Origin of the sequence: uncultured Pseudomonas sp., from assembly GCF_913774235.1 — a bacterium.
Taxonomy (GTDB): domain Bacteria; phylum Pseudomonadota; class Gammaproteobacteria; order Pseudomonadales; family Pseudomonadaceae; genus Chryseomonas.
This window is the reverse complement of sequence record NZ_CAJYDW010000008.1, coordinates 1-23,169: the sequence shown is the minus strand read 5'-3', so window position 1 is coordinate 23,169 and position 23,169 is coordinate 1. Positions and strand designations below refer to the sequence as shown.

22 protein-coding genes are annotated in these 23,169 nt (G+C 66.1%); 11 read left to right on the top strand and 11 right to left on the bottom strand.

Annotation, left to right across the window (positions count from 1 at the left end; genetic code table 11):
* Window positions 1-194 precede the first annotated feature (194 nt).
* The 6 genes from QZ471_RS07815 (at window position 195) to QZ471_RS07790 (ending at window position 6,077) form a co-directional block, all read left to right on the top strand.
* Window positions 195-3,002: a monovalent cation/H+ antiporter subunit A gene (locus QZ471_RS07815; protein WP_295462427.1), complete on the top strand. Its 2,808-nt coding sequence runs from the start codon at window positions 195-197 to the stop codon at window positions 3,000-3,002.
* Between the two features lies 1 nt (window position 3,003).
* Window positions 3,004-3,333 (top strand): Na+/H+ antiporter subunit C, encoded by a 330-nt coding sequence (locus tag QZ471_RS07810; protein ID WP_295462426.1) that lies wholly within the window; start codon window positions 3,004-3,006, stop codon window positions 3,331-3,333.
* Complete coding sequence (locus tag QZ471_RS07805; RefSeq protein WP_295462425.1) at window positions 3,330-4,829, top strand: monovalent cation/H+ antiporter subunit D; 1,500 nt, start codon at window positions 3,330-3,332, stop codon at window positions 4,827-4,829. Before QZ471_RS07810 ends, QZ471_RS07805 begins: the two co-directional genes overlap by 4 nt.
* On the top strand, window positions 4,826-5,323 hold the full coding sequence (locus QZ471_RS07800) for a Na+/H+ antiporter subunit E (protein WP_295462423.1): 498 nt from the start codon (window positions 4,826-4,828) through the stop codon (window positions 5,321-5,323). The genes QZ471_RS07805 and QZ471_RS07800 overlap by 4 nt, the downstream gene beginning before the upstream one ends.
* Window positions 5,308-5,577: a K+/H+ antiporter subunit F gene (locus tag QZ471_RS07795; RefSeq protein ID WP_295462422.1), complete on the top strand. Its 270-nt coding sequence runs from the start codon at window positions 5,308-5,310 to the stop codon at window positions 5,575-5,577. Before QZ471_RS07800 ends, QZ471_RS07795 begins: the two co-directional genes overlap by 16 nt.
* Window positions 5,578-5,747: 170 nt before the next feature.
* A complete protein-coding gene (locus QZ471_RS07790; RefSeq protein ID WP_295462421.1) occupies window positions 5,748-6,077 on the top strand; it encodes a Na+/H+ antiporter subunit G in 330 nt (109 codons plus the stop codon).
* Window positions 6,078-6,107: 30 nt separating this feature from the next.
* Here the strand turns inward: QZ471_RS07790 and QZ471_RS07785 are convergent, their stop codons facing one another.
* Entirely contained in the window at window positions 6,108-7,685 is a 1,578-nt protein-coding gene (locus QZ471_RS07785) for an ABC transporter substrate-binding protein (RefSeq protein WP_295462420.1), read from the bottom strand.
* Window positions 7,686-8,008: 323 nt separating this feature from the next.
* Between QZ471_RS07785 and rpmB the strand changes: the two genes are divergently transcribed.
* Both rpmB and rpmG read left to right on the top strand, forming a co-directional pair.
* Entirely contained in the window at window positions 8,009-8,245 is a 237-nt protein-coding gene (rpmB, locus tag QZ471_RS07780) for a 50S ribosomal protein L28 (RefSeq protein ID WP_059228874.1), read from the top strand.
* Between the two features lie 11 nt (window positions 8,246-8,256).
* Window positions 8,257-8,412 (top strand): 50S ribosomal protein L33, encoded by a 156-nt coding sequence (rpmG, locus tag QZ471_RS07775; protein ID WP_007159904.1) that lies wholly within the window; start codon window positions 8,257-8,259, stop codon window positions 8,410-8,412.
* Window positions 8,413-8,518: 106 nt separating this feature from the next.
* Here the strand turns inward: rpmG and QZ471_RS07770 are convergent, their stop codons facing one another.
* From QZ471_RS07770 to QZ471_RS07760, 3 genes are all read right to left on the bottom strand, one after another.
* Entirely contained in the window at window positions 8,519-9,913 is a 1,395-nt protein-coding gene (locus QZ471_RS07770) for an aminoacyl-tRNA deacylase and HDOD domain-containing protein (RefSeq protein WP_295462416.1), read from the bottom strand.
* Between the two features lie 75 nt (window positions 9,914-9,988).
* Window positions 9,989-12,064, bottom strand: coding sequence for an ATP-dependent DNA helicase RecG (gene recG, locus QZ471_RS07765; RefSeq protein ID WP_295462415.1), 2,076 nt, complete (start codon window positions 12,062-12,064; stop codon window positions 9,989-9,991).
* A complete protein-coding gene (locus QZ471_RS07760; protein WP_059228868.1) occupies window positions 12,061-12,993 on the bottom strand; it encodes a hydrogen peroxide-inducible genes activator in 933 nt (310 codons plus the stop codon). The genes recG and QZ471_RS07760 overlap by 4 nt, the downstream gene beginning before the upstream one ends.
* Window positions 12,994-13,147: 154 nt before the next feature.
* On the opposite strand from QZ471_RS07760, the gene QZ471_RS07755 reads away from it, so the two are divergent.
* Complete coding sequence (locus QZ471_RS07755; protein ID WP_295462413.1) at window positions 13,148-13,993, top strand: NAD-dependent epimerase/dehydratase family protein; 846 nt, start codon at window positions 13,148-13,150, stop codon at window positions 13,991-13,993.
* Between the two features lie 46 nt (window positions 13,994-14,039).
* Here the strand turns inward: QZ471_RS07755 and gltP are convergent, their stop codons facing one another.
* The 5 genes from gltP to QZ471_RS07730 form a co-directional block, all read right to left on the bottom strand.
* Window positions 14,040-15,407, bottom strand: a complete 1,368-nt coding sequence (gene gltP / locus QZ471_RS07750; RefSeq protein WP_295462412.1) for a glutamate/aspartate:proton symporter GltP — start codon at window positions 15,405-15,407, stop codon at window positions 14,040-14,042.
* Between the two features lie 311 nt (window positions 15,408-15,718).
* On the bottom strand, window positions 15,719-16,549 hold the full coding sequence (locus QZ471_RS07745; RefSeq protein ID WP_295462411.1) for an aldo/keto reductase: 831 nt from the start codon (window positions 16,547-16,549) through the stop codon (window positions 15,719-15,721).
* 66 nt (window positions 16,550-16,615) lie between these two features.
* A complete protein-coding gene (locus tag QZ471_RS07740; protein WP_295462410.1) occupies window positions 16,616-16,978 on the bottom strand; it encodes a hypothetical protein in 363 nt (120 codons plus the stop codon).
* 144 nt (window positions 16,979-17,122) lie between these two features.
* The gene (gene fdhA / locus QZ471_RS07735; protein ID WP_059228860.1) at window positions 17,123-18,322 is read right to left on the bottom strand and encodes a formaldehyde dehydrogenase, glutathione-independent; all 1,200 of its coding nucleotides are present in this window, start codon (window positions 18,320-18,322) and stop codon (window positions 17,123-17,125) included.
* Window positions 18,323-18,475: 153 nt separating this feature from the next.
* The gene (locus tag QZ471_RS07730) at window positions 18,476-19,789 is read right to left on the bottom strand and encodes an MFS transporter (protein ID WP_295462408.1); all 1,314 of its coding nucleotides are present in this window, start codon (window positions 19,787-19,789) and stop codon (window positions 18,476-18,478) included.
* 484 nt (window positions 19,790-20,273) lie between these two features.
* Here QZ471_RS07730 and QZ471_RS07725 point away from each other — a divergent pair, with 484 nt between their 5' ends.
* Window positions 20,274-20,675 carry an acyl-CoA thioesterase gene (locus tag QZ471_RS07725; RefSeq protein ID WP_058761821.1) on the top strand — a complete coding sequence of 134 codons (402 nt, stop codon included), beginning with the start codon at window positions 20,274-20,276 and terminating at the stop codon, window positions 20,673-20,675.
* Between the two features lie 3 nt (window positions 20,676-20,678).
* On the opposite strand, the gene QZ471_RS07720 is transcribed toward QZ471_RS07725, so the two are convergent.
* Window positions 20,679-21,914 carry an aldose 1-epimerase family protein gene (locus QZ471_RS07720; RefSeq protein ID WP_295462407.1) on the bottom strand — a complete coding sequence of 412 codons (1,236 nt, stop codon included), beginning with the start codon at window positions 21,912-21,914 and terminating at the stop codon, window positions 20,679-20,681.
* Window positions 21,915-22,183: 269 nt separating this feature from the next.
* On the opposite strand from QZ471_RS07720, the gene QZ471_RS07715 reads away from it, so the two are divergent.
* Window positions 22,184-22,627, top strand: coding sequence for a hypothetical protein (locus QZ471_RS07715; RefSeq protein WP_295462406.1), 444 nt, complete (start codon window positions 22,184-22,186; stop codon window positions 22,625-22,627).
* A gap of 108 nt (window positions 22,628-22,735) precedes the next feature.
* Here QZ471_RS07715 and QZ471_RS07710 read toward each other — a convergent pair.
* A partial coding sequence (locus QZ471_RS07710; protein ID WP_295462404.1) for a DUF2931 family protein occupies window positions 22,736-23,169 on the bottom strand: 434 nt, incomplete at its 5' end.

Sequence of the window (23,169 nt, the reverse complement as noted above, 5' to 3'; positions counted from 1 at the left end):
GGAATTCGTGGTCTCTCTTTTATTATCACCTTAGGTTATTAAACCGCCGGTTCTTGTACGAAACTCAGAGATCGCTTCGCGCGCCTCCTGCCGTCCCGGCAAGCGTCCCGGCGCGGGGATCGAATGCCGCTCGAGGCCTCTAGGGAGCCCCATCTACCAACCGCCGTGAGGCGGCTCAGCTAAAGGATGCAGGCATGGTATTGGCGCTGATCATCGCGTTACCCTTCCTGGGAACACTGCTGTCGCTGGCGACCGATCGCTTCGGCCGGCGTGCCTGCGCCCTGGGCACTGCCTTGGCCCCCGCCCTGGCCCTGGTCCTGCTGGCCACACAACTGCCGGCGGTCCTGGACGGCGCCGTGCTGCTGCACCGGGTCGACTGGTTGCCGGCGCTGGGGCTGAATCTCAGCCTGCGCCTGGACGGCCTGGGGCTGATGTTCGCGCTGATGATCCTGGTCATCGGCCTGCTGGTAATCCTCTATGCCACCTATTACCTGAGCAAGGATGAAAAGGTCGGGCGCTTCTTCGCCTACCTGCTGCTGTTCATGGGTGCCATGCTGGGCGTGGTGCTGGCGGAAAACCTGCTGCTGCTAATGGTGTTCTGGGAGCTGACCAGCCTGTCGTCCTTCCTGCTGATCGGCTTTTGGAGCCACAGCAGGGAAGCCCGTCAGGGCGCGCGCATGGCCCTGACCGTCACCGGCGGCGGCGGCCTGGCCCTGCTCGCCGGCATCCTGCTGATCGGCCATATCGTCGGCAGCTTCGAGCTGAGCGACGTCCTCGCCGCCGGCCCGCTGATCACCGGCCATGCCCTCTATCCGCTGGCGCTGATCCTGGTGCTGCTGGGCGTCTTCACCAAGTCCGCGCAATTTCCCTTCCACTTCTGGCTGCCCCAGGCCATGGCCGCGCCAACCCCGGTTTCGGCCTATCTGCACTCGGCGACCATGGTCAAGGCCGGGGTCTTCCTGCTGGCGCGACTCTATCCGGCGCTGGCCGATTCGGAGTGGTGGTTCTACATCGTCACCCTCACCGGCCTCACCACCCTGGTGGTGGGCGCCATCCTGGCCCTGTTCCAGCACGACCTCAAAGGCCTGCTGGCCTACTCCACCATCAGTCACCTCGGCCTGATCACCCTGCTGTTCGGCCTCGACACCCAGCTCTCCACCGTGGCGGCGGTGTTCCACATCCTCAACCACGCCACCTTCAAGGCCTCGCTGTTCATGGCCGCCGGCATCATCGACCACGAGACCGGCAGCCGCGACATGCGCCGTCTGGCCGGCCTCTGGCGCTACATGCCGCATACCGCGGTGCTGGCCATGGTCGCCGCCGCCGCCATGGGCGGGGTGCCGCTGCTCAACGGCTTCCTGAGCAAGGAGATGTTCTTCAACGAGACCCTCAACCACGGCCTGTTCGGCAGCTTCAGCTGGATAGTGCCGGCAGTGGCGGTGCTCTACGGAGTCTTCTCGGTGGCCTATTCGCTGCGCTTCATCCACGACGTCTTCTTCAACGGCGAGCCGCGCGACCTGCCCCACTACCCGCCCCACGAACCGCCGCGCTACATGAAGATCCCGGTGGAGATCCTGGTGCTGCTGTGCCTGCTGGTAGGCGTGGTGCCGGGCTACACCGTGGCGCCGCTGCTGGCCGTCGGCGCCAGCGCCGCCCTCGGCGGCAGCCTGCCCGACTACAGCCTGGCCATCTGGCACGGCTTCAATACCGCCCTGGTGATGAGCATCCTGGCCATGGTCGGCGGGGTGCTGGTCTATGCCTGCCGCCAGCCGCTGTTCCGCCGGCAGGCAGGGCTGCCCGACGTCGATGCCCGGCTGGTCTTCGAGCACGGCCTGAATCGCCTGATCGGCTTTGCCCAGCGCCTCACCGGGCGCCTGGAAAGCGGCTCGCTGCAGGGCTACATCGCCCTGATGCTGTCGGCCACCCTGGTGCTGCTGGTGGCGGCGCTGTCCGGCCTGGACAGCCTCCACGGCCCGGTCGCCCTGTCGCCCTTCGATCCGCTCACCGCCCTGGGGCTGGGCATCCTCATGCTGACCGCGGTGCTGACGGTGTTCTTCCACCGCAATCGCCTCAAGGCGCTGATGACCCTGAGCACCGTGGGCCTGATCGTGTCCCTGCTGTTCGCCCGCTATTCGGCGCCGGACCTGGCGCTGACCCAGCTGTCGGTGGAGGTGGTGACCATCATCCTGCTGGTGCTGGCGCTGTTCTTCATGCCCGATCGTACCCCTATCGAATCCAGCAGCCTGCGCGGCCTGCGCGACGTCCTGCTGGCCGGCGGCCTGGGCCTGCTGGTGGCCTTGCTGGCCTACGCCGTGCTGACCCGCCCCTACGAGGGCATCGGCGACTTCTTCCTGGCCAACTCGGTGTCCGGCGGCGGTGGCTACAACGTGGTCAACGTCATCCTGGTGGATTTCCGCGGCTTCGACACCCTTGGCGAGATCACCGTGCTGGCCATCGCCGCAGCGGGCGTCTACGGCCTGCTCAAGCATCTGCACCTGCCGCATCCGCTGGTGGATCCCAAGGGCACCCCCTGGTCCCGCGATAGCCATCCGATGATCCTCAACAACGTGGCGCGGGTCCTGCTGCCGCTGGCGCTGCTGGTGTCGGCCTTCATCTTCGTCCGTGGCCACAACCTGCCCGGCGGCGGTTTCATCGCCGGCCTGATCACCGCCATCGCCTTGATCCTGCAGTACGTGGCCCACGGCGTGACCTGGACCCAGCGCCGCCTGCCGATCAGCTACCACGCCATCTGTGGCCTCGGCGTGCTGATCGCCGCCCTCACCGGCCTGGGCTCGTGGTTCTTCGGCTACCCCTTCCTCACCACCGCCTTCGACTACTTCGCCATCCCGCTGATCGGCAAGACCGAGCTGGCCACCGCCCTGATCTTCGATCTCGGCGTCTACCTCGCCGTCGTCGGCGCCACCCTGCTGATCCTCTCCAACCTCGGCCACGTCAGCCGGGACGAGACGGACAAGGACGGCTCCAACCAGGAGGTGCTCTGACATGGAAATCCTGTTCTGCGCGGCCCTCGGCGTGCTCACCGCCAGCGGCGTCTACCTGCTGCTCAGGGCGCGCCTCTATCCGGTGGTGCTCGGCCTCACCCTACTCTCCTACGCGGTCAACCTCTTCCTGTTCGCCATGGGCCGCCTGCGCACCGGCGTGCCGGCAGTGATCGGCCAGGCCGCCGAGCAGGCCGATCCGGTACCCCAGGCATTGGTGCTCACCGCCATCGTCATCGGCTTCGCCATGACCGCCTTCGTGATCGCCCTGTCGCTGCGCGCCCTGGGCGAGCTGCGCACCGATCACGTGGACGGCGAGGAGCCACGCCGATGAAGCACCTGATCATCCTGCCGATCCTGGTGCCGCTGTTCATGGGCGCCTTCCTGCTGATGCGCCCGCGGCTGTCCGCCACCACGGCACGCTGGCTGTCGCTGCTGGCCACCTGGACCCTGCTGCCGCTGGCGCTGCTGCTCCTGCAGCGGGCCAACGGCGGCCAGCTGGAGGTCTATGCCCTGGGCGACTGGCCGGCGCCCTTCGGCATCGTCCTGCTGCTGGACCGCCTGGCCGCGCTGATGCTGGTCACCGTGGCGGTCCTTGCCGCCTGCGCGGCGCTCTACGCCTGCCGCGGCGACGACGAACGCGGCCCGGATTTCCATGCGCTGTTCCAATTCCAGCTGCTGGGCATCAACGGCGCCTTCCTCACCGGCGATCTGTTCAACCTCTTCGTCTTCTTCGAGATCCTGCTGATCGCTTCCTACGCCCTGCTGGTGCACGGCGCCGGCCCCGCTCGGGTCCGCGCCGGCCTGCACTACGTGGTGCTCAACCTGGTGGGCTCGGCGTTGTTCCTGATCGGCATCGGCCTGCTCTACGGTCTGCTCGGCACCCTGAACCTGGCCGACCTGGGGCTGAGGGTCGCCAACGCCGATCCCGCACAGGCACCGCTGCTGGCCGCCGCGGGCTTCCTGCTGCTGGTGGTGTTCGGTCTCAAGGGCGCCATCCTGCCGCTGTACTTCTGGCTGCCCAGCGCCTACTCGGCAGCCAGTGCGCCGGTCGCTGCCCTGTTCGCCATCATGACCAAGGTCGGACTCTACGCCATCGTCCGCGTCTTCCTGCTGGTGTTCGGCGCTGCCGCCGGGCCGCTGGCCCACTACGTCCTGCCCTGGCTCTGGCCGCTGGCGGCCGTCACCCTGGCTGCCGGGGTGTTCGGCGCCCTGGCCGCTCACCACCTCAAGGCGCTGCTCGGCTACCTGGTGGTCATCTCGGTGGGCCTGCTGCTCAGCGGCGTCGCCCTGGGTAGCGTCGCGGGCCTGGCCGGGGCGCTGTTCTACCTGGTGCACAGCACCTGGATCGCCGGCGCCCTGTTCCTGCTGGCGGACCTCATCACCCAGCAGCGCGGTCCCCAGGGCGATACCCTCAACAGTGGTCCGCAGCTGGCCCATCCACGGCTGCTCGGCGGGCTGTTCTTCCTCGGTGCGGTATCCGTGGCCGGTCTGCCGCCCTTCCCCGGCTTTCTCGGCAAGGTGATGCTACTGCAGGCCACCGGCACCGCCTGGCCGGCGCTGATCATCTGGCCGGTGGTGCTGCTCGGCGGGCTGGGCATGATCATCGCCCTGTCCCGCGCCGGGACCACGCTGTTCTGGCGCAGCAACAGCGCGGCCCTGGACGTGCGCCTCGATCCCATCCAGCTCGCCGCCGTGCTCGGCCTGCTGCTGGGTAGTCCGCTGCTCATGACGCTGGCGGCGCCGCTGCACGGCTATGCCCTGGAGACCGCCCGGCAACTGCTGGACGTCGCGCCCTACTTCGACATCGTCCGGGGGGTTGGCCCATGAAGCGCTGGCTGCCACATCCGCTGCTCACCCTGCTCCTGACCCTGACCTGGCTGCTGCTCAACAACACCCTGAGCCTCGGCCAGGCGCTGCTGGGCCTGCTGCTCGGCTGGGGCATCCCGCTGCTGTGCCAGGACTTCCTGCTGCGCGCCCCCCGGCTGCGCCGTCCAGGTCTATTGCTGCGCTACATGCTCATGGTGGTGTACGACATCATCGTCGCCAACCTGCACGTCGCCCGCTTGGTGCTGGGGCGTACCGAGGCGCTCAAGCCCGCCTTCATCGAGGTTCCCATCGACATCGAGGACGAATTCCTCCTCACCCTGCTGGCCTGCGTGGTGTCCCTCACCCCCGGTACCGTGTCGTCCGGCCTCAGCGGCGATCGCAAGACCCTGCTGCTGCACGGCCTGGACGTCGCCGACAAGGAGGCGGTGATCCACCAGGTCAAGACTCGCTATGAAGCCCCGCTCAAGGAGATCTTCGAATGCTCACCTACGTGACCCTGCTGTGCATGGGAATGATGGGCGTGGCCGCCGTGCTCAACGTCTATCGCCTGGTGAAGGGCCCCGACATCCCGGATCGGGTACTGGCCCTGGATACCCTTTACATCAACGTGCTGGCGCTGATCGTGCTGTTCGGCATCTGGCTGGCTACCGACGTCTTCTTCGAGGCGGCGCTGCTGATCGCCGTGACCGGCTTCGTCGGCACCGTGGCGCTGGGCAAGCATATGCTGCACGGCGAAATCATCGACTGAGAACCTATCCCTGATCAGCTGCGCGTCGGCCAAGCTGCATTGAAAAGACTTTCGGAATGCTCATTTACCATTCGTAAACTCGGGCGCGAGTCCGATCCGCTTCCTCAAGTCTTTCGCCTTGCTTGGCTCTAGCTCGCAAGATCATGAACAGCTTCTAGAGAGGAACACCCATGCCCTTCTGGCTCGAACTTCTGATCTGCGCCCTGCTGCTCATCGGCAGCAGCTTCGCCCTCATCGGCGCCATCGGCCTGTACCGGCTACCGGACTTCTTCATGCGCCTGCACGGTCCGACCAAGGCCACCACCCTGGGCGTGGGCGCCACCATCATCGCCTCCATGCTGTTCTTCAGCGTCCAGGGCGATGGCCTCAGCCTGCACGAGCTGCTGATCGCCCTGTTCCTGTTCATTACCGCGCCAGTGAGCGCCCACATGATGGCGCGCGCCGCCATCCAGCAGAAGGTCAAGCTGGTGGAGCGTACCGACGGCCAGCCCTGGCGCTAGCGCCCCCTGGAAGAGGCGCCGACCCGAGCCTCAACGTCCGCCACTGACCTGGCTGAAATCCTGGCGACCGAAGGGATTGGGCTGGTAGCCCTCGACGCCGCTCTTGGCCAGCACCGTCACCGTCGGGTGCGCCAGCGGCAGCCACAGCGCCTGGTCGTGGATGATGCGCTGCGCCTGGTGATAGACCGTGGCCCGGGCCATCTGGTCGGACAGGGTCTTGCCCTTGGCGATGGCGCCATCGAGGGTCTTGTCGCAGTAGCGGGCGAAGTTGAGACCCGACTGCACCGAGGCACAGGAGAATTGCGGGGTCAGGAAGTTGTCCGGATCGCCGTTGTCGCCGGCCCAGCCCATGAACAGCAGGTCATGCTCGCCGGTCTTGGCGCGGCGGATCAGCTCGCCCCACTCGATCACCTGGATCTGGGCGTCGACGCCGATCTTCTTCAGGTCCGCCTGCAGCATCTGGGCGCCCAGTTGTGGATTGGGGTTGAGCAGGCTGCCGCTGGGCCGCGTCCAGATGGTGGTCTTGAAGCCGTCCTTCAGGCCCGCCTGGGCCAGCAGTGCCTTTGCTTTGGCCGGGTCGTAGGGATAGGCCGGCACGTCCTTGGCATAGCCCCAGGTGGTGGGCGGATAGACGTTGTCGGCGGCCACCGCGGTGTCCTGGAACACCGCCTTGAGGTAGCTCTGCTTGTCGAAGGCCAGGTTGATGGCCTGGCGCACCTTGATGTTGTCCAGTGGCGGGTGGGTAGTGTTGATGCCGACGAAGGCGGTCATAAAGGCCGGCGTCTGCAGTACCTGCAGGCTCTTGTCCTCGCGGGCGCTCTGCAGGTCCTGGGGTTTGGGCGACAGGGCGATCTGGCACTCGCCGCGCTTGAGGCGCTGCAGGCGCACCGCCGAATCCGGGGTGATGGCGTAGATCAGGCCGTCGAGCTTGGGCTTGCCGCCGAAGTAGTCCGGATTGGCCGCGTAACGCACCACGGCATCCTTCTGGTAGCGCTTGAAGACGAAGGGGCCTGTGCCCACAGGCTCGTCGTTGAGCTGAGCGGTCTTGCCGGCCTTGAGCAACTGCTCGGCGTACTCGGCGGAATAGATGGAGGCGAAGCCCATGCTCAGGGTCGGCAGGAAGGTGGCGTCCGGGGTGTTGAGCACGATGCGCACGCCCAGGTCGCCGGTCTTCTCCACACTCTTGATCAGCTTGGGCCACTGCATCGACTGGGCATGGGGATAGCCGCTCTTGGCCACCGCATGCCAGGGATGATTCTTGTCCAGCATGCGTTGGAAGCTAAACACCACGTCATCGGCATTCAGGGTGCGACTCGGGGTGAAGTAGTCGGTGTGGTGGAACTTCACGTCCGGGCGCAGGGCGAAATCGTAGGTCAGTCCATCACTGGACACCGTCCAACTCTGCGCCAGGCTCGGCACCAGCTTGCCTTCGTCGGCGGCGTATTCCACCAGGCGATTCATCAGCACGTCGGCCGAGGCGTTGGTGGTGGTCAGCGAGTTGTACTGCACCACGTCGAAACCGTCCGGACTCGCTTCGGTACAGACGCTGAGCGTGGCGGCCTGGGCCAGCAGGGGCGCGAAGAGCAGAGGCAGGGCAGCAAAGCGCATGGACGTTTCCTTGTGAACCTGGGGTGGGCAGACATTCGGCTGAGTCTTAAACTAGACCACCCGTCCGTCCGTCACAATGCTTCCGACCGACGAACGGTCCACATCCCGGCGCCTATCGCGCAAGCTGCTGTTTCCAGGCATTTCATCCGTCGCCCTGCCTTGTGGTGGCGCAGCGCTTCTGGTATAAAACAGCGCTCTTTTTTCGGGGTATGGCCGCTTCCGGCCCCCGGCTTTGGCCGGCTCTCCCCGTCAAAACAGGAATCAATACAGTACAAGCGGCCAACCCATGCCGGGTTTGGCATGAGGTTTATGAGGGCTGAGCCATGTCGAGAGTTTGCCAAGTAACCGGTAAGGGTCCGATTACTGGGAATAACATTTCCCACGCTAACAACAAAACCCGTCGTCGTTTCCTGCCGAATCTGCAGCATCACCGTTTCTGGGTAGAATCCGAGAAGCGCTTCGTGCGTCTGCGCGTTTCTGCCAAGGGCATGCGTATCATCGACAAGCGCGGTATCGAAACCGTCCTGTCCGAGCTGCGTAGCCGCGGCGAAAAATTCTAAGGGGATTCGTCATGCGTGAATTGATCCGTTTGATTTCCAGTGCCGGTACCGGTCACTTCTACACCACTGACAAGAACAAGCGCACCAAGCCCGAAAAGATCGAGATCAAGAAGTTCGATCCGGTCGTGCGCAAGCATGTCATGTACAAGGAAGGCAAGATCAAGTAATTGATCGCCCCTTGACGAAAAACCCGCCTCGGCGGGTTTTTTGTTGTCCGGCATTCGGCCAGCCACAAGCGCCCGGCCCCCTCTGGACCAGGCGCTCAGGCGGTCATCACTTGAACTGGCCGGTCAGTTCGCGCAGGGCGGCTTCAGCGCCGAGGATCTTCTGCATGCACTCCCGGGCCTTGGCCGGATCGATGTTGAGGCGGGCATAGAGGTCGTCGGGGATCGGCTGGGCCGGGTCGTTGCCGATGCCCTCGCGACGCAGCAACTGCACGGCGAGGAAGATCAGATTCGGATAGACGGCCTGGGCACCGCGATAGTCCGGATCGCCCTGGAAACGCAGGGCGCTCACCACTTCTTCGGGCATTTCCCAGCAACGCATCAGGGCCGCGCCGATCTGTTCGCGAGTGATACCCAGCAGGTGGTGCTCGATCACCTGGTGATCCAGCTGGCGGTTGGCCTCCAGATGGCGGCAGATCAGCGAGAAGTGCGGCGGGAAGACATGGGCCAGCACCAGGTAGCCGAAGTTGTGCAGCAAGCCACCAAGATAGGCCAGGCCCATCTCCGGGCGCTCGGCGCGGGGCATGGCGCGCGCCAGGCCCTCGATCAGGGCGGCGGTGTAGATGGCCTGCTTCCAGTAGGGCGTTTCCTGCTGCGGCTGGTCGCTGGGCAGGCTGAGGGTCTTGCCCAGAGCCAGGCCGAGCGCCAGGTTGATCACCAGGTCGAAGCCCAGTACCCGCACGATGGCGTCTTCCACCGAACGGATCTTGCCGGGCGCGGCGTAGTAGGGCGACGCCGCCCAGCTGATCACCTGGGCCGCCAAGGCCGGATCGGTCTCCACCACGTTGGCCAGGTCGTCCACCGTGGCGTCGGGATCGACCCGCAGCTTGATAACCTTTTCGGCGGTCTTCGACAGCGGCGGAATCTCCAGGGTCTCTTCCAGACGCTGGCGGATGCGGCGCGCGGTGAAGGCCGTGGCGGCATGCAGGATTTCCGCCTCGTCGCGCTCGGGATGACGCAGGTTCGGCTGGATGCCGGCGACCGGGATGCCGAAGCGACCGGCGGTCGCCTGGCTCAGCAGCCGGCGATAGTCGGTAGTCTCCACCTCCAGTAGCAGCGCGCGCTCGCCGGATTCCAGCAGCAATTGCGGCGTGTCCAGCAGGCGTTCATCGAAGAGGCAGGGCGAATTGGTCAGCGAGGGCAGCCCCGGCAGCACGTCCAGCTCGTAGCGCTCCAATGTCCGCATCAGGCGCTCCGGCGCCACCACTTCGAGCTGGCGACCGGTGAACTCCACCAGGCGCCGCAGATCCAGCACCTGATCCTGGGGCAGCAACACCAGCAACATGCCGACGCTGTCGCTTAGCAACACCGTATGCACCCGGTTCGCCTGCAACTGGGTAGTCGCCGCCGGGAGCGGACGGTAGGGCAATCCCAACTGGGTGAGCAACTGCTGGATCGAAGGGGGGACTTCCGGAAGGGGCGAAGCGAGCGCTACATCGGTCATGGCATTTTTATCCTCACGTACGCCCGTGAGTATAACCATTCGGCTCCGCAGGTATCGCCGTCTGTATAGGTCTTGTCAAACCTGACCGTATTGCTGCCCGTGGCGCAGCCAGCGCTCCAGCAGCGGCCCGGCATGGCTCGGCCAGCGCGTCAGCAGTTCCTGAGCGGCATCGCGCACGGCCGGCAGCCAATGGGCATCGCGCATCAGATCGGCCACCTTGAACTGCAGCAGCCCGGTCTGGCGGGTACCGAGCATCTCGCCGGGACCGCGCAGCTCCAGGTCTTTCTCGGCGATGATGAAGCCGTCGTTGGTCTCGCGCATGATGGCCAGGCGCTCGCGGCCGATCTGCGACAGCGGCGGATGGAACAGCAACACGCAGTGGCTGACCGCACTGCCTCGCCCGACCCGACCGCGCAGCTGGTGCAGTTGGGCCAGGCCCAGGCGCTCCGGATTCTCGATGATCATCAAGCTGGCGTTGGGCACGTCCACCCCCACCTCGATCACCGTGGTGGCCACCAGCAGTTGCAGATGGCCGGCCTTGAACTCGGCCATCACCGCGGCCTTCTCCGCCGGCTTCATGCGGCCGTGGATCAGGCCCACGCGCAACTCGGCCAGGGCCAGTTGCAATTCCTCGTAGGTGGTCTCGGCGGCCTGGCAGGTGAGTTCCTCGGATTCCTCGATCAGGGTGCAGACCCAATAGGCCTGGCGCCCTTCGTGGCAGGCGGCGCGCACCCGCTCCACCACTTCCTCGCGGCGGCTATCGGTGACGCTCACGGTGTTGACCGGTGTCCGCCCCGGCGGCAGTTCGTCGAGCACCGAGGTGTCCAGATCGGCATAGGCGCTCATGGCCAGGGTGCGCGGAATGGGGGTGGCGGTCATGATCAACTGGTGCGGCGCCAGGCGGCCGTCAACCCCCTTCTGGCGCAGGGCCAGGCGCTGCTGCACACCGAAGCGATGCTGTTCGTCGATCACCACCAATGCCAAACGGGCGAAGCGCACCTCGTCCTGGAATAGCGCATGGGTGCCCACCACCATGGGCGCGCCGGCGGCGATGCGCTCCAGGGACGCGGCGCGGGCCTTGCCCTTGAGTTTGCCGGCCAGCCAGGCCACCTCGATGTCCAGGGCGGCGAACCAGCGCTGGAAGTTGAGGAAGTGCTGCTCGGCGAGGATCTCGGTAGGCGCCATCAGCGCCACCTGGTAGCCGGCCTCGATGGCCTGCAGGGCGGCCAGGGCGGCGACCACCGTCTTGCCCGCGCCCACGTCGCCCTGTACCAGCCGCAGCATGGGCTCGGACTGGGCCAGGTCGAAGGCGATCTCGCGGCCGACGCGCTGCTGGGCGCCGGTGGGGGTGAAGCCCAGGTTGGCCAGGTAGCGACCGGGCAGGCGCTGGGCGGCCGGCAGGGGTACGGCACGTTGGGCGCGCAGAGTCTCGCGCAGCCGCTGCAGGGACAGCTGATGGGTCAGCAACTCTTCGAAGACCAGCCGCTCCTGGGCCCAGTGGCGGCCCTCGGCCAGCTCTTCCAGGTCCGCATCCGGCGGCGGTCGGTGCAGGTAGCGCAGGGCATCGGCCAGGGGCCCCAGGCGATAGTGCTCGGCCATCTCCGGTGGCAGCCAGTCAGGCAGCGAGGTCGGCCCCAGGCGCTCCAGCGCCTGGGCGCTGAGCTGGCGCAGGCGCAGCTGGGTGAGGCCTTCGGTGGTCGGGTAGATGGGCGTCAGCGTCTGCTCGACCGGCGCCGGGGCGCTCTCGTCCTGGGCCCGGTATTCCGGGTGGTAGATCTCCAGCCCCGAGGCGCCCGGGCGGACCTCGCCATAGCAGCGCAGCAGGGTGCCGCGCTTGAGGCCGTCCTTCTGCGCCTGGCTGAAGTGGAAGAATCTCAGCGACAGGGTGCCGCTGCCGTCCTGCAGGCGCACCAGCAGGCTGCGGCGGCGACCCATGATCACCTCGGCGGAAGCGACCATCCCCTCCACCACGGCGTCCTGGCCAGGCCTCAGGGCGCCGATGGGCACGATGCGGGTGCGATCCTGGTAGCGCAGCGGCAGGTGGAAGAGCACGTCCTGCAGGGTTTCCAGGCCGACCCGCGCGAGCTTTTCCTGCAGCGCCGCGCCTACCCCCTTGAGGGCGGTGACCGGCGTGGCGGCCAGTTCACTCATGCAGGCTGTACGACGCCCTTGGCCTCGGGCCGCGCCACCGAGCACAGTCGCACCGAATCGGCCAGCACCTCGATGGCCTTGGGCCGCGGGAAGCTGGCGCGCCAGGCGATGGCCACGGTGCGATAGGGCACCGGCCGCTCGAAGGGGCGCACCTCGATGATCCCCGGCGCATAGTGATGACTCTCCACCGCCGAGAACGGCAGCACCGAGACGCCCAGGCCCGAGGCCACCATGTGGCGAATGGTTTCCAGGGACGAGGATTCCACCGTGGAGTTCTTGTTCTCCTCGTGCTTGCGCACCGTCGGGCAGGCTTCCAGCACCTGGTCGCGGAAGCAGTGACCCTCGCCGAGCAGCAACAGGCTCTTGTCACTGAGCTGGTTCTGCGGGATGGCCTTGAGCTGGGTCCAGGGATGTCGCGCCGGCATCATCACGTAGAAGGGTTCGTCGTACAGCGGCAGAGTCAGGACGTCCGGCTCGCTGAACGGCAGAGCCAGGATGACGGCGTCCAGTTCACCCGTGCGCAGCTTGTCGCGCAGCAGATGGGTGAAGTTTTCCTCGATGTACAACGGCATCTCCGGCGCTACCCGGTTGAGTTGCGGGATGAGATGCGGGAAGAGATAGGGCCCGATGGTATAGATGGCGCCGATCTTCAGCGGAGCGCTGAGTTGGTTCTTGCCGGCCTGGGCCAGCTCGCGAATGCCCTGAGCCTGCTCCAGCACCTTTTGCGCCTGGGCGACAATGCCTTCGCCGGTGGGGGTCAGGCGCACGGCACTCTTGCTGCGCTCGAAGATCAGAATGCCCAGCTCGTCCTCGAGCTTCTTGACGCCGACCGACAGCGTCGGCTGGCTGACGTGGCAACGCTCGGCGGCTCGGCCAAAGTGCTGTTCCTGGGCGAGCGTGACGATATAGCGCAGTTCAGTCAGGGTCATAGTCAAATTCCATGGGTTGCCCGCCAATCTTAGCGGCTGTCTCTATCAACGGCCAAGCGCGACGGATGCGCACTTGAGCCAGCAGGTTGGACCCCAGGGGTGCTCAGGCTACCCTGGCCGTCTGTCCAGGCCTTTTCCAAAGAAGGAAACACCGATGAGCACCATCCTGATCGCCGGCTGCGGCGACGTCGGCAGCCGCCTTGGCTTGCAACTGATCGCCCAGGGCCACCGGGTCTTCGGTCTCAGACGCAACGTTGCCGCCCTCCCCGCCGAGCTGCTGCCGGTCGCGGGCGATCTCGCCGACACCGTGCCGCCGGCCGCCTGGCCAAGGGAACCCCTCGACCAGGTGGTCTATGCCACTGCCGCCACCGACCACGACGAAGCCGGCTACCGTGCCGCCTACGTCGACGGCCTGCACCACCTGCTGGGCTGGCTGAGCACCTGCGGACAGCGGCCACAGCGGCTGCTGTTCGTTTCCAGCAGCGGCGTCTATGCCCAGCAGGACGGCGCCTGGATCGACGAGACCGCCCCGGCCGAACCCACACGCTTTTCCGGGCGCCTCCTGCGCGAGGCGGAAGACCTGGCGCTGGGCAGTGGCATTCCCGCCACGGTGGTACGCCTGACCGGGATCTACGGCCCCGGACGCGAGGCGCTGCTGCGCCAGGTCCGGGCCGGCGCGCGGGTCACTCGCGAGCCGCCGCTGTATGGCAATCGCATCCATGTCGAGGACGCTGCCGGCCTGCTGGCGCTGTTGCTGCAGCGGGATCGCGAAGGCGTCGCCCTGGATGAGTTCTACCTGGGGGTGGACGACGATCCGGCGCCGTTGGACGAGGTGGTCGACTGGCTGCGCGCCCGCCTCGGCATCGGCTTCTGGTCGGACGAGGCCGAACTACGCCGCGCCGGCAGCAAGAGATGCCGCAACGCTCGCGCCCGGGCGCTGGGCTGGGAACCGCGCTACCCCAGCTATCGCGAGGGCTACGCGGCGATTCTCGAAGACTGAAATGAAGAAGCCCGGCGCAAGGCCGGGCTTCTTTCAGGACGAGCGTTTAACGCGAGAGATCCAGGCCGTCACGCGGCGTCTCGGCCTGAGCGACCTTGGGCGCCTCTTGCGGCACGGCGTCGCTCTTCAGGTGCGGCAGCGCGGCCCAGTAGGCGGCGCCCTTCTCGGCGTCATAGAGGCCTTCCCACTTGGCGATGACCAGCGCGGCCAGGGCGTTGCCGATCACGTTCAGGGCGGTGCGCGCCATGTCCATGATGCGATCCACGCCGGCGATGAAGGCCAGGCCTTCCAGCGGAATGCCGACGCTGCCCAGGGTGGCCAGCAGTACCACGAAGGAGACGCCCGGCACGCCGGCGATGCCCTTGGAGGTGACCATCAGGGTCAGCACCAGCAGCAGCTGCTGGCTCAGCGACAGGTCGATGCCATAGAGCTGGGCGATGAACAGCGCCGCGATGCTCTGGTAGAGGGTGGAACCGTCCAGGTTGAAGGAATAGCCGGTGGGTACCACGAAGCTGGTGATGGACTTAGGCGCGCCATAGGCCTCCATCTTCTCGATGATACGCGGCAGCACGGTTTCCGAACTGGCAGTGGAATAGGCCAGGATCAGTTCGTCCTTGAGGATGCGGATGATGCGGAAGATCGAGAAGCCGAACAGCTTGGCCACCAGGCCCAGCACGCCGAGGGCGAAGAAGCCGACGGCGACGTAGACCAGCACCACCAGCTTGGCCAGCGGCAGCAGGGAGGCGAAGCCGAAGTTGGCCACGGTCACCGCGATCAGGGCGAAGACGCCGATGGGGGCGTAGTTCATGATCATGTGGGTGACCTTGAACATGGCCTCGGAGATGCCCTGGAACACCCGCACCACCGGCTCGCGGGTGGCTTCCGGCAGGGCGCCCAGGCCCAGGCCGAACATCACGGCGAAGAAGATGATCGGCAGCATCTCGCCACGGGCGACGGCAGCGAAGACGTTGGACGGGATCAGGTTGAGGATGGTCGCGATGAAGGCATGGTCATGCTGCACTTCCGCGGTGGTCTTCTGGTACTGGGAGATGTCGGTGGTGCCCAGGGTGCTCATGTCGATGCCGGCACCGGGCTGGACGCTGTCGGCGAAGAACAGGCCGACGACGATGGCCAGGGTGGTGACGATCTCGAAGTAGAGGATGGTCTTCAGCCCGATACGACCCAGTTTCTTGGAGTCGCCGACGCCGGCGATGCCGACCACCAGGGTGGCGATGACGATGGGCACCACGATCATCTTGATCAGCCGGATGAAGATGTCACCCGCCGGTTTGAGAACGTTCGAGATCCACCAGGCCTTCTCGGCACTGAAGTGGTTGAGCAGTGCGCCGACGGCGATCCCCAGCACGAGGCCGATGAGGATCTGCCAGGCGAGGCTGAGCTTGGGCTTGGTCATGTACCGACACCTTTGTTCTAGTTGCTTGAGTTCGGGACGAACGTCACCAGGCCGGTACGAGATGCGCGAGGCGCATGCGATGCCAGCGGAAGGTCTGCGTTCAGGCTGCGGAAACGGCGCTCGAAAAGGACGAGGAGCGCCAAAGCGCCACACCTTTTGCCAGAGCGTTACCGGACGTGTCTAATGCCGCTGTCGCCTGCCCTATGCCGATCCGGCATGAGGCGTCCCGAAAGGGCCGCGCAGCATACAGGCACTGGCGCCTTGCGCGCCAGGCATACGGAGGCGCCGCTCATCGCGGCGCCCCTTGAACCTCAACCATTGAAGGTGGCGGGATCGGGACCGAGGCGCTTGTCCTCGTTGAGTCCGGCGATCTGCCGCAGGTCGTCGTCGTCCAGGGCGAAGTCGAAGATCTGCATGTTTTCTTCGATGCGCTTGGGCGTCTTGGACTTGGGGAAGATGATGTTGCCGAGCTGGATGTGCCAGCGCAGCACCACCTGAGCCGGCGTCTTGCCATGCTTGGCCGCCAGGCGCTGCAACACCGGGCTGCCCAGCAACTCGCCACCCTGGGCCAACGGACTCCAGGCTTCGGTGGCGATGCCCTTGTAGGTATTGAAGTCGCGCAGCTCCTGCTGCTGCAGCAGCGGATGGCACTCGATCTGGTTCACCACCGGCACCACGCCAGTCTCGGTGAGCAGGGTCTCGATGTCGGCCTGGCGGAAGTTGGACACGCCGATGGACTTCACGCGGCCCTGGTTGCGCAGCTCGATCAGCGCCTTCCAGCTGTCGAGGAACAGCCCCTTCTCCGGCAGCGGCCAGTGGATCAGATAGAGATCGACATACTCCAGGCCCAGCTTGGCCAGGCTGGTGTCGAAGGCGCGCAGGGCACTGTCGTAGCCCTGATCGGCGTTCCACAGCTTGGTGGTGACGAACAGCTCGTCACGCGGCAGGCCAGCCTGGGCGATGGCCTTGCCGACACCCTCCTCGTTGCCGTAGATGGCGGCGGTATCGATGTGGCGATAGCCCAGGTCGAGGGCGGCCTTGACCACCTGGGCGGTCTCTTCGGCAGGGGTCTGCCAGACGCCGAGGCCGAATTGCGGAATGTGGTGACCGTCGTTGAGCTGGAGACGGGTGATGGCGGACATGCGTCGCTCCTCTGGGATGAATGGCTGTCAGAGGTGTGACTGGCGGCGCTGGCGTTTTGCTCCCGATCAGTCCAGCCGCATGGCCTCGGGGACGTTGTAGCTCTCCACCCAGCCCAACAGGGTACGGCCATCCTGCTGCACCTCGATGCGCTTCCAGCGCTGGAAGGAACGGGTCTCGATCACCCGCACCTGGGTGTCGCCGTCCAGGCGCACCAGGGTATTGCGCGCCCGCTCGCGACTACGGTCGTAGACGAAAGGCCATTTGAGGACATTCACCGGACCGCGCAGCAACCAGCCCTGCCCTTCTTCGGCGAAGCGAAAGGACACACCTCCCTCGGCACGGGCGGCGGTACTACCCAGCAATAGAAAGAGCGTTACCAGCAGCGCGGGGACGATACGGGAGACGGTGGAAAGGGCTTTCGGGATCATGCGGGCCTCGTTCGACACACCGGGGGGAAGGCAGCACCTGGTTGGCGCTGCCGAGGTAGACACTCCGGCACGGCAAACGACTGCACGCTTCGCCCGAAAACTGCCAAATAGCCAGCATTCCGGGCGAAACGTTTAGCTCGCCACTCAGGCGGCGCTGAACAGCCGGTGCGGGTCGATGACGAATTTCTTCGGGACGCCCGAATCGAATTCGCTGTAACCACGCGGGGCCTCGTCCAGGGTGATCACCTGCACCCCGACGATGTCGGCGATCTTGATGCGATCCCACATGATCGCCTGCATCAGCTGGCGGTTGTACTTCATCACCGGGGTCTGGCCGGTGTGGAAGCTGTGGGACTTGGCCCAGCCCAGGCCGAAGCGGATGCTCAGGGCACCCTGCTTGGCGGCGGCGTCGACAGCGCCCGGATCGTCGGTGACGTAGAGACCGGGAATGCCGATCTTGCCGGCGACACGGACGATGCCCATCAGCGAGTTCAGCACCGTGGCCGGGGCTTCGCTCTTGGCGCCTTCGTGGCCATGGCCACGGGCTTCGAAGCCGACGGCGTCGACCGCGCAATCCACCTCCGGAGTGCCCAGCAGGGCAGCGATCTGCTCGTGCAACGGGGTGTCCTGGGACAGGTCGGCGATCTCGAAGCCCTGGGCCTTGGCATGGGCCAGGCGGACCGGATTGACGTCGCCGACGATGACCACGGCAGCACCCAGCAGGCGGGCCGACGCTGCGGCGGCCAGGCCGACCGGACCGGCACCGGCCACGTAGACGCTGGTGCCCGGGCCAACGCCAGCGGTGACGGCGCCGTGGTAGCCGGTGGGCAGGATGTCGGACAGGCAGGTCAGATCACGGATCTTCTCCATGGCCGCGTCGCGATTGGGCAGCTTCAGCAGGTTGAAGTCGGCGTAGGGGACCAGCACGTATTCGGCCTGGCCACCGACCCAGCCGCCCATGTCGACGTAGCCATAGGCACCGCCGGCGCGGGAGGGGTTGACGGTGAGGCAGACGCCGGTGTCCTGCTCCTTGCAGGTCCGGCAGCGACCGCAGGCGACGTTGAAGGGGACGGAAACCAGGTCACCGACCTTGAGGGTCTCGACGTCACGGCCCGCCTCGATCACCTCGCCGGTGATCTCGTGGCCGAGCACCAGCCCCTCGGGCGCGGTGGTCCGGCCGCGCACCATGTGCTGGTCGGAGCCGCAGATGTTGGTGGAGACCACGCGCAGGATGACGCCGTGGTCGATACGCTTGCCTTGCGGGGTTTCCATCTTGGGATAGGGGATGGTCTGCACCTCGACCTTGCCCGCGCCCAGATAGACGACGCCACGATTACCGGACATGTTGCACCTCGCTCTTGTTGTTGGACTGGCTCTAGCGGTTCGAGCCTAGTCCTCGCGAGGCGGAACGTCTGTGGGGATGGCGTTTTTGGCGATGCCGAGGTCGCCCTGGCCGGTTTGCCCACGCCGCCACGACCGGCGGCGTAGGCATCGCGATCAGGCAGTGGCGAGCGCGGCGGCGCGGCGCTCGCGACCGAGCAGATAGAAGCCGATACCGACCCCCAGCAGGGCCAGGCCCGTGACGTACCAGGCCGGGCCCAGCGGATGCTGCTTGAGCATCAGGGTGACGACCATGGGCGTCAGGCCGCCGAAGATGGCGTAGGCGACATTGTAGGAGAACGACAGGCCGGAGAAGCGCACCTTGGGCGGGAAGGCCAGCACCATCACCCGCGGCACCCCACCGATCACACCCACGGCGGCCCCGGCGAAGGCATAGAGCGGGAACAGCCACTCCGGATGGGTCTTGAGACCGGCATAGAGCGCCCAACTGGCCACCGCCAGGATCAGCCCGCCGACGATGAACACCGGGCCACTGCCGAAGCGATCGGACAGGGCGCCGGAGAGGATGCAGCCGAGGGTCAGGAAGACGATCGCCAGGCTGTTGGCCTTGAGCGCCAGGGCGGCGGAGAAGCCATACTGGGTCTGCAGCAGGGTCGGGGTCATGAGGATGACCACGACGATGCCGGCGGTGAGCATCCAGGTCAGCAGCATGGACAGCACCACGCTGCCGGGGTGGTCACGCAACACGGCCTTGAGCGGCACTTCCTCGGCCAGGGACTTGTGGATCGCCAACTCGGCAAACACCGGCGTCTCGTGCAGCCAGCGGCGCAGGTAGACCGAGAACAGGCCGAAGATGCCGCCGACCAGGAAGGGCAGGCGCCAGGCGTAGTCGGCCACTTCCAGCGGGGTGAAGACGGTGTTGATCAGGGTCGCCATCAAGGAGCCGAGCAGGATGCCGAAGGTGAGGCCGGCGGTGAGGGTGCCGCAGGCATAGCCGACGTGCTTGCCGGGCACATGCTCGGAGACGAACACCCAGGCGCCAGGGACCTCACCACCGATGGCCGCGCCCTGGATGATGCGCAGCACCAGCAGCAGGATGGGTGCCGCTACGCCAATCTGGGCGTAGGTCGGCATCAGGCCCATGCCCAGGGTGGGCAGGGCCATCATGAAGATGCTCAGGGTGAACATCTTTTTGCGGCCGAGCAGGTCGCCGAAGTGGGCCATGACGATACCGCCCAGGGGGCGCGCCAGGTAGCCGGCGGCGAAGATGCCGAAGGTCTGCAGCTGCCGCAGCCATTCGGGCATGTCGGTGGGGAAGAACAGTTTCCCCACCACGGCGGCGAAGAAGACGAAGATGACGAAGTCGTAGAACTCCAGGGCGCCACCCAGGGCGGACAGCGACAAGGTCTTGTAGTCGCTACGGCCCAGGGGGCGCGACGTGAGGGGCGCGGCGGTGGATTGCAGTTTCATCGAGGATCCCGGACAGAAAAGGAGCGCAAAGGGAATTCGGCCTCTGGCATCCCTCCGGGTGTAGCGGACAAGACGCGGCCCCGAGTGACGTTCCGCCTGGGACGGATGGGGTGAGGATCGGGCGGGCCGCCGGATGGGCGCCGGACCTGCACCACACCGCACGAGCCCTTGTGGAGCCGCGCGGCAGCAAGTCTGACCGATCGTTACCTGATCACCGGATGTGCCCGACCCTCTGGATTGCCTGGCCGGGCGCAGACGCCACGATAGCAAATCTGCAAGGAATTTCCGCTATAGATTCAGCTGGCATTCAGCGGTCATCTGCCGAGATATTGCTCCCTCGCTCGCGCCGAAAGCGGTCGAGCGGCTCTGCCACAGGCGTTATACTTTAGCCTCCTAACGATCCCCGCCGCAGGGATTGGCAGCATTCTTGCGTATGGATGCTGAACGTTACCTACCTATCCGGGCTCCCGAGGGCCCTGTCATGATCGAAGAGCTCGAACAAGAAGATCCCATCCCCCAGGGCGACCTGGCCATGCAGATCACCGCCCTGCCCCGCGAGACCAACGGTTTCGGCGACATCTACGGCGGTTGGCTGGTGGCCCAGATGGACCTGGCCGGCAGCGCCATGGCCAGTCGGCTGGCCGCTGGCCGCGTCGCGACCGTGGCCATCGACCGTATGGCCTTCATGACGCCGGTGCCCGTGGGCGCACAGCTCTCCTTCTATACCAACACCTTGGAGATCGGCCGTAGTTCCATCCAGATCCTCATCGAGGTCTGGAGCGACGATCCGCTGTCCAGCGAGTGGCGCAAGGTGACCGAGGCGGTGTTCGTCTTCGTCGCCATCGATGGCAGCGGCCGCACCCGCCCGGTGCCGGCGCGGCGCTAGTCGCTACCTGGCGGCCCCGCTTTCTCTGACCTGGGGTTCCTGGGCCAGCGGCGTTTCCCGCACCCTCATGGGGCGTCCCTGCTGGATTTTCTCGACCTGGCCGAGTGCCTGCTGGACCGCCGCGGCGCTGGGTAGCAGGCGATATTCCAGGGTGAAGTCGCGGCTGCCCCCGGCCTCGATACGCGGCACCAGCCCGAGGGCCCGCTGCAGACTGCGGTTGTAGGAGAAGCTGGTGCCCGGCTCCAGCCCGGTGACATAGCCTTGGTCCTTGCCATCGGTGTTCTTCCATAGCGTGAAGACCGGCAGCTCGTGCACGTTGAAGGCCAGGGCCACGCCCTGGTGGGCACTGTGATCGTGCAGCACCGCCAGGCTGCGCCCCTGGTCGTCGCCGTAGGGATAGAGGTTATAGACCGTCTCGCCATAACCCGGCGTGGGCCCACGGTAGGTCTGCCAGTCGCCCAGCTCCTGGCGCGCCCGCGCATCGAAGGGTGATACCTCCCGCACCGGCGCCGCGAAACGGCTGCCCTCGCCGAGCAGCGGCGGGCCGAAGTTGCTGTGGTAGAGCACCTGGTATTCGGCGGCACGGTCGCCCTGATTGGTCAGGCGGTCGTGCAGGGTGAAGCTGCTGGCGCCGGCCTGGGTGACCAGCTCGGTGTCGATGCGGAAATTGGCCTGTTTGAAGGCCTCCTCGTGGAGCACGCCCTTGAGGCTGATGCGATGGGGCGGCTGCTCGTCGATGGTCAGCACCACCTGGCTCGCCGGCAGGTAGCTGGCCCGACCGTGCAAGGTCAGCAACTGCCCCTTGTCCAGCCCGGGGTGGCCGACCCACTCGAAACCGGCGCGGGCCACCAGTTCGTTGAAGCCCTCCAGCCAGCCCAGGCCGCCGCGGCTCTCCAGGTTGACGAAGGCTGGATTGACCACCTCGCGCACCGGCGAATCCCAGCCCAGCCGCAGGGTGCCGGCCTGGGCGCGCAGGACATTCATGCCGCGGGTGGCGACCACGGTGAGTTGCAGGGCACCGGTATCTATCTCGATCAGCACCGAGCCTTCCTGGCGTCCGCCGCTCAGGCGGTGCATCCCGACGGTGAAGGCCAAGCCGTCCCGCAGGCCCAGGCGATCACTGCTGATGCTCCAGTTCTGCACCGGCTTGTCCGGGGCGATGAGGGTGTATTCCCAGGCCTGGGCGGCAGGCAGGACGCCGGCCAGGAGGCAGCCGAACAGCAGACGAGCCTGGATCATGGAGTCCCCTTGCCGATGCACACGACCGACGCGCGAGCGTGCCGGTAAACCCCAGTCTAGACCAGTGCGGACGTCCTGGCAGCGTGGCGGGCATTCTTCCGCGATACCAGGCAGAAACCCGCTGAGACTGGCCGAAGCGGTAAGGGTTTCTTCAACGAAATCAAAGGAATGGGTAAAGACAACCTTTACCCTTCAAACGACCGTTCGGTACTTGCCAGGGCAGGGATTTTTGCCGAGGATCGGCTCGTCTCTACCACGGAGTGGACTCCATGAAACCTTCAGCCCTGTTCTTGTTGCTGGCCCTGGTGGGCGTTGCCCCGGCCTATGCGGGCAATACCGAAGCCGGACTCGGCGGCGCCGTGGGCGGCGTGCTCGGTACCCTGGTCGGCCAGCAGGTCGGCGGCAGCACCGGCGCGGCCATCGGGGCCGGCGTGGGTGGTGCAGCAGGTGGTGTACTGGGCGCAGACCGTCGCAATCGCACCGAGGCCGCCATCGGCGGTGGCCTGGGCGCCGCGGGCGGCAACGTGATCGGCAATCGCGTCGGTGGCAGCACTGGTGGCCTGGTCGGCGCCGCCCTGGGTGGCGGCGCCGGTAGCGCCCTGGGCAACAACCTCGGCGACAGCGGCCGGCACGACGACGACCGCCGCTACTACCGCGACCACCCCGGCAAGGGCTGGAAGCATGCCAAGCATCGTCATCATCGTCATCGCTGAGGGATAGGCAAAAAAACGCCCGGCACTGCCGGGCGTTTTCGTTTCCGGAGCAGGGCCGCCTACGGCGGCGACTTGGTAGGAGATCAAGAGCCAGCAGGCGCCAATTCCTCAAGGGCCTACGGTGGTGTAGGGAATAGGCGCCCACCAGCTACCGTAGGGCACGCCGTACTTGTCGACATAGCTTTTGACCACCGGCGACAGTGGCCGGTACTTACCGTTGGACTTGCCGCCATAGGGGCCCTTGGGCTCGATCTCGGCTTGCAGGGTCAGGACTTCGATGGGGTCGAGGCAGGGTCCTTTTATCCATACCTTGACGACGCCGCCCGGTGCTAAGCCGATGGTGAGGGACTCGCGGTAATCGAATGTACGACCGCTGGGACACTTGGCGGGGAGGCGTTCGACCATCTTCTCCCGCGCCCAATCGGGAATGGTGAAGAGCGCATGATAGGTCTGGGGCTCGACCATCGATTGCCAGCGCAACGAAACCACATAGGGTAGGTCGAGACCGGTCAGGTAGCGGCCTTTACCCGACCCGATTCTTT

Bases quoted from the DNA above. Each gene is read 5' to 3' on its own strand.
- QZ471_RS07730 (WP_295462408.1), bottom strand. From the start codon at position 19,789: ATGAAACTGCAATCCACCGCCGCGCCCCTCACGTCGCGCCCCCTGGGC.
- recG (WP_295462415.1), bottom strand. From the start codon at position 12,064: ATGAGTGAACTGGCCGCCACGCCGGTCACCGCCCTCAAGGGGGTAGGC.
- QZ471_RS07745 (WP_295462411.1), bottom strand. From the start codon at position 16,549: ATGTCCGCCATCACCCGTCTCCAGCTCAACGACGGTCACCACATTCCG.
- rpmG (WP_007159904.1), top strand. From the start codon at position 8,257: ATGCGTGAATTGATCCGTTTGATTTCCAGTGCCGGTACCGGTCACTTC.
- QZ471_RS07810 (WP_295462426.1), top strand. From the start codon at position 3,004: ATGGAAATCCTGTTCTGCGCGGCCCTCGGCGTGCTCACCGCCAGCGGC.
- QZ471_RS07770 (WP_295462416.1), bottom strand. From the start codon at position 9,913: ATGACCGATGTAGCGCTCGCTTCGCCCCTTCCGGAAGTCCCCCCTTCG.
- QZ471_RS07805 (WP_295462425.1), top strand. From the start codon at position 3,330: ATGAAGCACCTGATCATCCTGCCGATCCTGGTGCCGCTGTTCATGGGC.
- QZ471_RS07755 (WP_295462413.1), top strand. From the start codon at position 13,148: ATGAGCACCATCCTGATCGCCGGCTGCGGCGACGTCGGCAGCCGCCTT.
- QZ471_RS07815 (WP_295462427.1), top strand. From the start codon at position 195: ATGGTATTGGCGCTGATCATCGCGTTACCCTTCCTGGGAACACTGCTG.
- fdhA (WP_059228860.1), bottom strand. From the start codon at position 18,322: ATGTCCGGTAATCGTGGCGTCGTCTATCTGGGCGCGGGCAAGGTCGAG.
- rpmB (WP_059228874.1), top strand. From the start codon at position 8,009: ATGTCGAGAGTTTGCCAAGTAACCGGTAAGGGTCCGATTACTGGGAAT.
- QZ471_RS07790 (WP_295462421.1), top strand. From the start codon at position 5,748: ATGCCCTTCTGGCTCGAACTTCTGATCTGCGCCCTGCTGCTCATCGGC.
- QZ471_RS07760 (WP_059228868.1), bottom strand. From the start codon at position 12,993: ATGACCCTGACTGAACTGCGCTATATCGTCACGCTCGCCCAGGAACAG.
- QZ471_RS07740 (WP_295462410.1), bottom strand. From the start codon at position 16,978: ATGATCCCGAAAGCCCTTTCCACCGTCTCCCGTATCGTCCCCGCGCTG.
- QZ471_RS07800 (WP_295462423.1), top strand. From the start codon at position 4,826: ATGAAGCGCTGGCTGCCACATCCGCTGCTCACCCTGCTCCTGACCCTG.
- QZ471_RS07715 (WP_295462406.1), top strand. From the start codon at position 22,184: ATGAAACCTTCAGCCCTGTTCTTGTTGCTGGCCCTGGTGGGCGTTGCC.
- gltP (WP_295462412.1), bottom strand. From the start codon at position 15,407: ATGACCAAGCCCAAGCTCAGCCTCGCCTGGCAGATCCTCATCGGCCTC.
- QZ471_RS07720 (WP_295462407.1), bottom strand. From the start codon at position 21,914: ATGATCCAGGCTCGTCTGCTGTTCGGCTGCCTCCTGGCCGGCGTCCTG.
- QZ471_RS07795 (WP_295462422.1), top strand. From the start codon at position 5,308: ATGCTCACCTACGTGACCCTGCTGTGCATGGGAATGATGGGCGTGGCC.
- QZ471_RS07785 (WP_295462420.1), bottom strand. From the start codon at position 7,685: ATGCGCTTTGCTGCCCTGCCTCTGCTCTTCGCGCCCCTGCTGGCCCAG.